Raw genomic sequence first — 9785 nt, forward strand, 5'->3', positions numbered from 1 at the left:
GGCTCCACGCGACCCGGGCCGTGCGGTCGTCGTCGATCGCCTCGACGCGGGTCATGCGCCGTGCCCGCGCGTGCGCAGCAGGAGCGCCCGGCCGACGTCCGACCGGTCCGGAGCGGGCCGGCCGTCGAGGTCGGCGAGCGTCCAGGCGACGCGCAGCACCCGGTCGACGCCGCGCAGGCTCAGGGTGCCGCGCTCGACGGCTCGGTCGAGGTCGGCGACGACGCGGCGGTCGGCCCCGAGCCGCTCGCGCAGCCAGCCTCCGGGCACCTCGGCGTTGGTGCGCCACGGCGTCCCGTGCAGGCGTGCGGCCTGCGCACCGCGGGCGGCGGCGACCCGGGCCGCGACGACCGTCGTCGGGTCACCGGGCTGCGCGGCGGCGCGGGCGGGGTGCAGCTCGACCTGCAGGTCGACACGGTCGAGCAGCGGCCCGGACAGGCGGGAGAAGTAGCGGCGACGCTGCTCGCTGCGGCACGTGCAGTCGAGGCCCTTCCCGACGGCCCGGCCGCACGGGCACGGGTTGGCGGCCAGCACGAGCTGGAACCGGGCGGGGTACCGCGCGGACCCCGCGGCGCGGTGCAGGACGACCTCGCCGTGCTCGAGCGGCTGGCGCAGGGTCTGCAGGACGCTCGTCGCGAACTCGGGAGCCTCGTCGAGGAACAGGACGCCGCGGTGCGCGCGGGACGCCGCGCCGGGCCGGGGTACGCCTGAGCCGCCGCCGACGACGCTGGCCGGGGTCGCGGTGTGGTGCGGGTCCTCGAACGGCGGCCGGCGCACGAGCCCCCGGCCGGCGTCGAACGTGCCGGCCACGGAGTGCACCGAGGTCACCTCGACCGAGCCCTGCTCGTCGAGGTCGGGCAGCAGGCCCGGCAACCGTGCCGCGAGCATCGTCTTGCCGGTGCCGGGCGGACCGACCATGAGCAGGTGGTGGCCGCCCGCGGCCGCGACCTCCAGGCAGTGGCGGGCCTCGTCCTGGCCGAGCACGTCCGCGAGGTCGCGCGGCTCGGCGACGACGTGCGGGTCGACGGCGCCGGTCGTCACGGCCGGCAGGTCGGGCACCTCGACGTCGGCCCCGTACCGGGCGGCGACGGCCGCGAGGCTGGCCGCGCCGGTGACGTCGGCTCCGGGGACGAGCGAGGCCTCGGCGAGGTTCGCGTCGGGCACGAGGACGCGGTGGTGGCCCGCGGCGACCGCGGCGGCGACGGCGGGCAGGACCCCGCGGACGGGGCGCAGGCGCCCGTCGAGCCCGAGCTCGCCGAGGTGCACGACGTCGCGGACACGGGCCGGGTCGACGATCCCGGCGCCCGCGAGCGTGGCGACGGCGACGGCGAGGTCGAACCCGGACCCGCTCTTGGGCAGCGTCGCGGGTGACAGGTTGACGGTGATCCGTCGGTTCGGCCACGCCAGACCGCTCGACGAGACCGCGGCGCGGACCCGGTCGCGGGCCTCGGCGAGCGCGGCGTCGGGCAGCCCGACGAGCGTGAACGCGGGCAGCGACGCGGCGAGGTGCGCCTCGACCTCGACGACGTGCGCGGACAGGCCGACCAGCGCGACGGCGAGCGTGCGACCGAGCGCCACTCAGACCACCCCGACGAGGTGCTCGACGTCGGCCGCGCCGCGCGACCGCACGAGGACGCACACGACGTCGACGCGCACGGACGCGGGTCGGACGTCGTGCTCGGCGAGCCAGCGGGCGGCGAGCCGTCGGACTCGCGCGAGCTTGCGCGCGGTCACCGCCTCGGCCGGGGAGCCGTACGCGAGCGAGCGGCGCGTCTTCACCTCGACGACCACGAGCTCGGTGCCGTCGAGCGCGACGAGGTCGAGCTCGCCGTCCCGGCACCGCCAGTTGCGGTCGAGCACCTGCCAGCCGCGCTCGCGCACGTGCGCCGCCGCCACGTCCTCGCCGTACCGTCCCACCGCGTCCTTCGCCCGCACCGGACCACCTCCGGCGACGAGCCTGCCGGGCCGCGCCACGACGCCGCTGGGTCAGGTGCAGGACCCGTGGACCGGACCGCGCGCGGTCGTGCTGTGGACGGCTCGGCGCAGCACGGGCCGCACCCGGCGGGCACCGGTGAACCTCAGCGCGGGAAGCCCGTGCCCCCGCCCAGGTCGAGCTCGGTCTTCGCGAGCTCCTCGACGTTGACGTCCTTGAACGTCACGACGCGCACGGACTTCACGAACCGCGCGGACCGGTACACGTCCCACACCCAGGCGTCCGCGAGGCTCAGCTCGAAGTACACCTCGCCCGCCGCGGACCGCACCTGCAGGTCGACGTGGTTGGCCAGGTAGAACCGGCGCTCGGTCTCGACGACGTACGAGAACAGACCCACGACGTCCCGGTACTCGCGGTACAGCGCGAGTTCCATGTCGGTCTCGTAGTTCTCCAGGTCCTCGGCACTCACCGGACCATCATCCCCCATGCACGGGTGCGGGACGCCACCGCGACCCGCCGTGAGCCCCGCTCGTCCCGGTCGGTCCCGGTCAGTCCCGGGAGGTGACGACCGGTCCCGGCACCGCGCCGAGGCCCAGCGCGTCGAGGCCCAGCAGCGGGTCGAGACCTTCCACGTCGCCCGTCGCGACGGGGCCGCCGGTGAGCGGGAGCCGCCAGGAGCGCCGGTGCAGCACGCACGGGCCCAGCTCGCGCAGCGCGACGAGGTGGTCGGGCGAGGAGTAGCCCTTGTTGTCGTCCCAGCGGTACTCCGGGTGCCGTGCGGCGAGGTCGACCATCATCGCGTCGCGCTCGCACTTGGCCAGCACCGACGCGGCGGCGACCGTCGCGCACGAGCGGTCGGCCTTGACGCGGGTCAGCACGCGGGGCGCGGGCCGGGCCTCGGGCTCGACCGAGGCGAACAGGTCCTGGTGCGTCGGGCCGGACAGCCAGTCGTGCGAGCCGTCGAGCAGCACGACGTCGACCGGACCGACGTGCTCGTGCACCGAGTCCAGCGCGCGCGTGCCCGCGAGCCGCAGCGCGGCGATGATCCCGACCGCGTCGATCTCCTCGGCGCTCGCGTGCCCGACGGCGCGCGCGAGCCCCCACCGGCGCAGGGCCGGCAGCAGGGCCGTGCGGGCGGCCGGCGTGAGGAGCTTGGAGTCCGCGACCCCGCGCGGCGCCGAGCGCGTCGTGACGTCCACGACGACGACGCCGACGCTCACGGGACCGGCGAGCGAGCCCCGGCCGACCTCGTCCATGCCCGCGACGAGCCGTGCGCCGTCGCGCAGCAGGACGCGCTCGTGCCGCAGGTGCGGACCCGGGCGGGGGCGGGGAGTCCGCGCGGCGCGCGGCGCTGCGGGCGGGGTGACGACGTCGGCGGTCACGACGCGTCCGGGACGTCCTCGAACGTCGCCGAGGGGTTGCGGAGCAGCCCGGCCCGGTCGAGCGGCCACACGGTGACGAACGCGGTGCCGACGACGTTCGCGACGGGCACCGACCCGCCTCCGGGCTTGCCCATGTTGTAGCGCGAGTCGAAGGACCGCTGGCGGTTGTCGCCCATGACCCACAGCGAGTCGGCCGGGACGACGACGTCGAACGGCACCTCGCTGGGCCGGGCGCCCGGGGCGATGTACGGCTCGTCGAGCGGGACGCCGTTGACCGTGATCGGGCCGCCCTGCTCCTGGCACGCCTTGTCGCACACGACGCGGTCCCCCGGCAGCCCGATGACGCGCTTGACGAGGTGCTCACCCGCGTCCTGCGGGTAGAGGCCGATGAAGGTGAGGACCTCACGGACGGCCTTGTTCACGCCCGTGAGCTCGGGCTCCGCGGCGCCGTTGAGCCAGCCGCCCGGGTCCTTGAAGACGACGATGTCGCCGCGGCGCAGGTCGAACGGGCCCGGCGTCAGCTTGCTCACGAGGATGCGGTCGTCCTCGACGAGCGTGTCGTGCATCGACGGGCTCGGGATGAAGAACGCCTGGATGAGGAACGTCTTGACGACCAGCGAGAGCACGAGCGCGCTGACGAGGATGATGACGGTCTCGCGGAGCATCGACACCGCACCGTTGCGGCGGCGCTCGGCGACGTGCCGGTGACCGCGCCGGCCCGCCTCGTCGTCGGCCGGGCTCGCCTCCTCCGGCGGGTTCGGGACCAGCCCCTCGCGCGACCACGGGCTGGGGCGCCGGGTCTGGCCGTCGAGATCCTCGGTGGGGCGGTCGATCACCCGCACACTCTCGCATGCGGCGACGAACTTCGTGTACCGGACCGCGACACGAGAACACCCCCGCCGTGACCGCCGCGGACGACCCTCACAGGACCCTCACAGGACGCCGACGGGCGGCCACCCGAAGGGGTGACCGCCCGTGGCGGGATGCGGGAAGGGCTCAGCCCTTCGCCGGCGCGTTGTCGCGCTTCTCCTTGATCTTCGCCTTCTTGCCGCGCAGGCCGCGCAGGTAGTACAGCTTCGCGCGACGGACGTCACCGCGGGTGACGACCTCGATCGACTCCAGCGACGGGGAGTGCACGGGGAACGTGCGCTCGACGCCGACCTGGAAGCTGATCTTGCGGACGGTGAACGTCTCGCGGACGCCGCTGCCCTGGCGGGCGATGACGACGCCCTGGAACGCCTGGACGCGGGAGCGGGTGCCCTCGACGACCTTGACGTTGACCTTCACGGTGTCGCCGGGACGGAAGTCCGGGACGTCGGTGCGCAGCGAGGCTGCGTCGAGCTGGTCGAGCGTGTGCATGTGGTTCGCTTCCCCGCCCTGCCACAGGTCAGGAACGTCGTCGTGGGCGCCCCGGCCGCGCGTGCAGCGGGCGCCTGCGATGGTCTGGTTCCGGTGCGTCCGGGAGCCGAGCGTTCGGCGTGGTTCCCGGGGGCCGTGGGTCGTCTCCCCTGTGGCAGAGACGCGGCCTGAGCGCACCAGCGGACAAGTCTGCCACAGCGCCCGTCGACTGGGTAATCGCGTCAGGCGGTCGGCCCGTCGGCCGCGGGCCGGCGTCCCCGGTCGTGACCGCGGTCCGCGTCGCCGCCGGTGTCGCTGCTCCCCCGGGACGGCGCCCACCCGGCGTCGGCGAGCGTCCGCAGGTCGTGCGCGTCGAAAGCGCCCGGGTCGGCCGCGAGGGCGTCGAGCATGTCCGGCCGACGGGCCGCGGTGCGCAGCAGCGCCTGGTCGCGACGCCAGCGCGCGATGCGCGCGTGGTGCCCCGAGAGCAGCACCTCGGGCACGTCGAGCTCGGCCCAGCTCGGCGGCTTCGTGAACACCGGGTACTCGAGCAGCCCGGCGGCCCCGTGCGACTCCTCGACGAGCGACTCGGGGTTGCCGACGACCCCGGGCAGCAGGCGGGCGACGGCCTCGACCAGCACGAGCGCGGCGACCTCGCCGCCGTTGAGGACGTAGTCGCCGATCGAGAACTCGGAGACGGTGACGCCCGGCCGCGTCGCGTAGTGCTCGGCGACGCGCGCGTCGATCCCCTCGTACCGCCCGCAGGCGACGACGAGGTGCTGCTCGCCGGCCAGCGCCTCGGCGGTCCGCTGGGTCAGCGGCGCACCCGACGGCGTGGGCAGCAGCAGGTGGGCGCCGTCGTCGAGCACGTCGTCGAGCGCCCTCCCCCACACGTCGGGCCGCATGACCATGCCGGCACCCCCGCCGAACGGCGTGTCGTCGACCGTGCGGTGGCGGTCCGTCGTCCAGTCACGCAGGTCGTGCACCCGCAGGTCGAGCAGCCCGGCCGTGCGCGCCTTGCCGACGAGCGAGAGGTCGAGCGGGGCCAGGTAGTCGGGGAAGATCGAGACGACGTCGACGCGCACGTCAGCCCTCGTCGGCCGTGTCGCCGCGGGTCTCGTCGGACACGACGAGGTTCGCGACGTCGGAGGCGAGCAGACCGCCCGGCGGGTCGAGGACGACACGGCCGCCCGGCACGTCCACGACGGGGACGATCGCGCGGACGAACGGCACGAGGGTCCGCGTCCCGTCGGCCTCGCGCAGGACGAGCACGTCGTGCGCGGGGGCGTGCTCGAGCCCGACGACCTCGCCGAGCCGGCGCCCGTCGACGTGCTCGGCGCGCAGGCCCGCGAGCTCGTGGGGGTACCACGCGTCGGCGTCGTCGTCCGGCTCGTCGGCCTCGACGACGAGCGTCGTCCCGGTGAGCGCCTCGGCGGCGGTCCGGTCGCTCGCCTCGGCGAACGTCACGTACCAGCGCCCCTGCTGCACGCGCGTGCCCACCACCGTGAGCGGTCCGGCGGTCGCGGGCTCGGTGCGGAGCACCGTGCCGAGGGCGAGCCGCTCGGCCGGGGCGTCGGTCCGCAGGTCGAGCGCGACCTCGCCGCGCAGCCCGTGCGCACGACCGATCCGCGCGACGTTCAGCAGCATGGGGTTCCTTCCGGTGGGCGTCGCGGCGCACGGCCGGGCGACGCGGTGACACGGGTGCGGCACGACGCAGGCCCGGTCCCCAGGTTAGGGGACCGGGCCTGCGTGGAGCCGGTCACGGGCGGTGGTCGCCGCCCGCGGCAGGTCAGGTCAGCGGCGGTCGACGTCGACGACGTCCACCCGCACCGCGCCGTCCGGGGACAGCGCCCCGACGACGGTCCGCAGGGCACGGGCGGTCCGGCCGCCGCGACCGATGACGCGACCGAGGTCGTCCGGGTGGACCCGGACCTCGAGGAGCTCGCCACGCCGCAGCGACGACGCGTTCACGCGCACGTCGTCCGGGTGGTCGACGATCCCGCGCACCAGGTGCTCGAGCGCGTCGGCGAGCATCAGGCCTGCTCGTCCTCGGAGGGCGTCTCCGCCGGGGTCTCCTCGGCCGGAGCGGCCTTCTTCTCCGACGCCTTCGCCTTGACCTTCTCGGCGTCGGCGGCGGCGGCCTCGATGGCGGCCTTCGGGTCGACCTTGTCGCCCTTGGTCCGCAGGGTGCCCTCGGCGCCCGGCAGGCCCTTGAACTTCTGCCAGTCACCGGTGACCTTGAGGAGGACGGCGACCTGCTCGGTCGGCTGCGCGCCGACGCCGAGCCAGTACTGCGCACGCTCGGAGTCGATCTCGATGAACGAGGGCTCCTCGGTGGGGTGGTACTTGCCGATCTCCTCGATCACGCGACCGTCGCGCTTGGTGCGCGAGTCGGCGACGACGATGCGGTAGTACGGGGCGCGAATCTTGCCGAGACGCTTGAGACGGATCTTGGTGGCCACGGTGTGGTCTTCTCCTGAGGTCTGCTGTGGTTGGTCTCGCCGCGCTTCCCGTGGGGTGGGTGCGCCGGTCCGGCCGAGGACACGACGGGCGCAGGTAGAGGGGCTGCAGCCGCCGGGTACAGCCGACCATTGTGCCAGACCGGCGGGACGGTTCCCACCACCGGTCCGAGCCGGCCGGTCGGTGCGCGGCCGGACCCGCCACGGTCGGCCCGTGACGGCGTCAGCGCGCGACGGCCCCGCTCACCACGTCGCCGCGGAGCACGACCGCACGCGGTGCGGCAAGGACGGCGACGTCGCGCCGAGGGTCCGCGTCGTACACGACGAGGTCGGCGGACGCCCCCTCGTCGAGGCCGTCGGCTCCCAGCCATGCCCGGGTGCGCCACGACGCGGCCGCGACGACGTCGTGCGCGGGGATCCCTGCGCGGACCAGCTCCGCGGCCTCGTCGGCGATGCGCCCGTGCCCGATGGTCCCGCCCGCGTCGGTGCCCACGAGGACCGGGACGCCCGCGTCGTGCAGGTCGCGCACGTGCCGGTACCGCCGCTCCCCCATGGCCCGCATGCGCGCCGCGAACCGCGGGTAGCGCTCCTCGCCCTGGGCGGCGATGGCGGGGAACTGCGCGACCTGCAGCAGCGTCGCGGTCACGGGGATGCCGGCGGCCGCGATGCGCTCGACGTGCTCGGGCGTCGCCCCCGTCGCGTGCTCGAGGCAGTCGACTCCCGCGTCGAGCAGGTCGTCGAGCGACTCGGTCGCGAACGTGTGGGCGGTGACGCGCGCACCCGCCGCGTGCGCGGCGTCCACGGCGGCCCGCAGGACGTCGCGCGGCCACAGGGGGCGCAGGTCGCCGTCGGGGCCGAGGTCGCGGTCGATCCAGTCGGCGACGAGCTTGACCCACCCGTCGCCGCGCGCCGCCTCCTCGCGGACGGCGTCGGGCAGGTCCCGGGCGTCCGCGAGCTCGCGCCCGTAGTGCCGCAGGTAGCGCTTGGGCCTGGCCAGGTGGCGGCCTGCACGGAGCAGGCGGGGCAGGTCGTCGCGGTCGTGCACCCAGCCGGTGTCGGCCGGCGAGCCCGCGTCGCGCACGAGCAGCACGCCCGCGTCACGGTCGGCCAGGGCCTGCTTCTCGGCGGTGCCGTCGTCGACGGGTCCGTCGGCGGCCAGGCCGATGTGGCAGTGCACGTCGACGAGGCCGGGAAGGACCCAGCCGTCGAGCGTGCCCGTGACCGGCGACGTCGGGCGGTCGTACGTGACCCGCCCGCCGACGACCCACGCCTCGCCGGCCTCACGGTCGTCGTCGAGCACGACGGTCCCGCGCAGGTGCAGGACGTCACCGCCGGTCACGACGAACTCAGCGTCCGAGGAAGCGGTCCAGACCGCCGGGGAGCTGCAGGCTCGTCGGGTCGACGTCCTGCTGCTGCGGCTGCTGCTGGCCGAGCCCGAACGCGGAGCCGGCGGGCGCCGTCGGTGCGGCGACCGACCGGTCGGCCGCGGCCCGCTCCTGCGCCGCGCGCTTCGCGGGGTTGCCCGACTTGCCCTTGACCTTCTTCGCGGGTGCGACCGTCCGCCCGCGGGACTTCTTGCCGCCCATGCCCGGCAGGTTGCCCATGCCCGGCATCCCCGGCATGCCACCGCCCTTGGCCATCTGGCGCATGACCTTCTGGGCGTTGTCGAAGCGCTCGACGAGCTGGTTGATGTCGGTCGGCGTCGTCCCCGAGCCGCGCGCGATGCGCGCCCGGCGGGAGCCGTTGATGATCTTGGGGTTCTGCCGCTCGCCGGGGGTCATCGAGCGGATGATCGCCTCGATGCGGTCGACCTCGCGCTCGTCGAAGTTGTCGAGCGCCTCCCGCATCTGTCCCATGCCGGGGAGCATCCCGAACATGTTCTTCAGCGGGCCCATCTTGCGCAGCTGCTGCATCTGCACGAGGAAGTCCTCGAGCGTGAAGTCCTGGCCGCTGGCGAGCTTGCCCGCCATCTTCTCGGCCTGCTCGGCGTCGAACGTGCGCTCGGCCTGCTCGATGAGCGTGAGGACGTCGCCCATGTCGAGGATGCGCGACGCCATGCGGTCCGGGTGGAAGACCTCGAAGTCGGTGAGCTTCTCGCCCGTGCTCGCGAAGAGGATCGGGCGGCCCGTGACCGACGCGACCGACAGGGCCGCGCCGCCGCGGGCGTCGCCGTCGAGCTTCGACAGGACGACGCCCGTGAAGCCGACGCCGTCGGCGAAGGCCTGCGCGGTCGCGACCGCGTCCTGGCCGATCATCGCGTCGATGACGAAGAGGATCTCGTCCGGGTCGACCGCGTCGCGGATGTCCGACGCCTGCGCCATGAGCTCGGCGTCGACGCCGAGGCGGCCGGCGGTGTCGACGATGAGGACGTCGTGCTGGCGCGTGCGCGCCGTCTTCAGGCCCTGGCGGGCCACCGACACGGGGTCGGCGCCGGCGGGCAGGTAGTCGTCCGACCCCTGGTTGCCCGGGTGCGGCGCGAACACCGGGACGCCGGCACGGTCGCCGACGACCTGGAGCTGGGTCACCGCGTTGGGGCGCTGCAGGTCCGCCGCGACGAGCAGCGGCGTGTGGCCCTCGTTCTTGAGGTGCAGCGCGAGCTTGCCCGCGAGCGTCGTCTTGCCCGCACCCTGCAGGCCCGCGAGCAGGATGACGGTCGGCGGGCGCTTCGCCATCGCG

Annotated in this window: 12 protein-coding genes; all 12 read right to left on the bottom strand. The window is 75.0% G+C overall.

The genetic code is table 11. The features are described 5' to 3' along the window. Window positions 1-51: 51 nt before the first annotated feature. On the bottom strand, window positions 52-1575 hold the full coding sequence (locus CBZ_RS00690; protein ID WP_130779706.1) for a YifB family Mg chelatase-like AAA ATPase: 1524 nt from the start codon (window positions 1573-1575) through the stop codon (window positions 52-54). Beyond that, window positions 1576-1932, bottom strand: a complete 357-nt coding sequence (locus CBZ_RS00695) for a YraN family protein (RefSeq protein WP_130779707.1) — start codon at window positions 1930-1932, stop codon at window positions 1576-1578. Between the two features lie 143 nt (window positions 1933-2075). Then, window positions 2076-2399 carry a DUF2469 domain-containing protein gene (locus CBZ_RS00700; RefSeq protein WP_130779708.1) on the bottom strand — a complete coding sequence of 108 codons (324 nt, stop codon included), beginning with the start codon at window positions 2397-2399 and terminating at the stop codon, window positions 2076-2078. A 79-nt stretch (window positions 2400-2478) separates the two neighbouring features. Then, entirely contained in the window at window positions 2479-3312 is an 834-nt protein-coding gene (rnhB, locus tag CBZ_RS00705; protein ID WP_246012930.1) for a ribonuclease HII, read from the bottom strand. Then, window positions 3309-4148, bottom strand: coding sequence for a signal peptidase I (gene lepB / locus CBZ_RS00710; RefSeq protein WP_246012932.1), 840 nt, complete (start codon window positions 4146-4148; stop codon window positions 3309-3311). Before lepB ends, rnhB begins: the two co-directional genes overlap by 4 nt. Before the next feature lie 160 nt (window positions 4149-4308). Further along, window positions 4309-4671, bottom strand: a complete 363-nt coding sequence (gene rplS, locus CBZ_RS00715; protein WP_130779709.1) for a 50S ribosomal protein L19 — start codon at window positions 4669-4671, stop codon at window positions 4309-4311. A gap of 221 nt (window positions 4672-4892) precedes the next feature. Beyond that, window positions 4893-5735 carry a tRNA (guanosine(37)-N1)-methyltransferase TrmD gene (trmD, locus tag CBZ_RS00720; protein WP_246012934.1) on the bottom strand — a complete coding sequence of 281 codons (843 nt, stop codon included), beginning with the start codon at window positions 5733-5735 and terminating at the stop codon, window positions 4893-4895. 1 nt (window position 5736) lies between these two features. Then, the gene (gene rimM / locus CBZ_RS00725) at window positions 5737-6297 is read right to left on the bottom strand and encodes a ribosome maturation factor RimM (RefSeq protein ID WP_130779710.1); all 561 of its coding nucleotides are present in this window, start codon (window positions 6295-6297) and stop codon (window positions 5737-5739) included. Between the two features lie 147 nt (window positions 6298-6444). Beyond that, complete coding sequence (locus CBZ_RS00730) at window positions 6445-6684, bottom strand: RNA-binding protein (protein ID WP_130779711.1); 240 nt, start codon at window positions 6682-6684, stop codon at window positions 6445-6447. Further along, window positions 6684-7112 (bottom strand): 30S ribosomal protein S16, encoded by a 429-nt coding sequence (gene rpsP, locus CBZ_RS00735; RefSeq protein ID WP_130779712.1) that lies wholly within the window; start codon window positions 7110-7112, stop codon window positions 6684-6686. The genes CBZ_RS00730 and rpsP overlap by 1 nt, the downstream gene beginning before the upstream one ends. Before the next feature lie 220 nt (window positions 7113-7332). Beyond that, window positions 7333-8448, bottom strand: coding sequence for an amidohydrolase family protein (locus CBZ_RS00740; RefSeq protein ID WP_130779713.1), 1116 nt, complete (start codon window positions 8446-8448; stop codon window positions 7333-7335). A 7-nt stretch (window positions 8449-8455) separates the two neighbouring features. Next, on the bottom strand, window positions 8456-9785 hold a 1330-nt coding region (locus CBZ_RS00745; protein WP_130779714.1), incomplete at its 5' end, for a signal recognition particle protein.

Source organism: Cellulomonas biazotea (assembly GCF_004306155.1).
Classification (GTDB): domain Bacteria; phylum Actinomycetota; class Actinomycetes; order Actinomycetales; family Cellulomonadaceae; genus Cellulomonas; species Cellulomonas biazotea.

Coding starts and splice junctions, on each gene's coding strand:
- rplS (WP_130779709.1), bottom strand. CDS start 4,671: ATGCACACGCTCGACCAGCTCGACGCAGCCTCGCTGCGCACCGACGTC.
- rimM (WP_130779710.1), bottom strand. CDS start 6,297: ATGCTGCTGAACGTCGCGCGGATCGGTCGTGCGCACGGGCTGCGCGGC.
- CBZ_RS00730 (WP_130779711.1), bottom strand. CDS start 6,684: ATGCTCGCCGACGCGCTCGAGCACCTGGTGCGCGGGATCGTCGACCAC.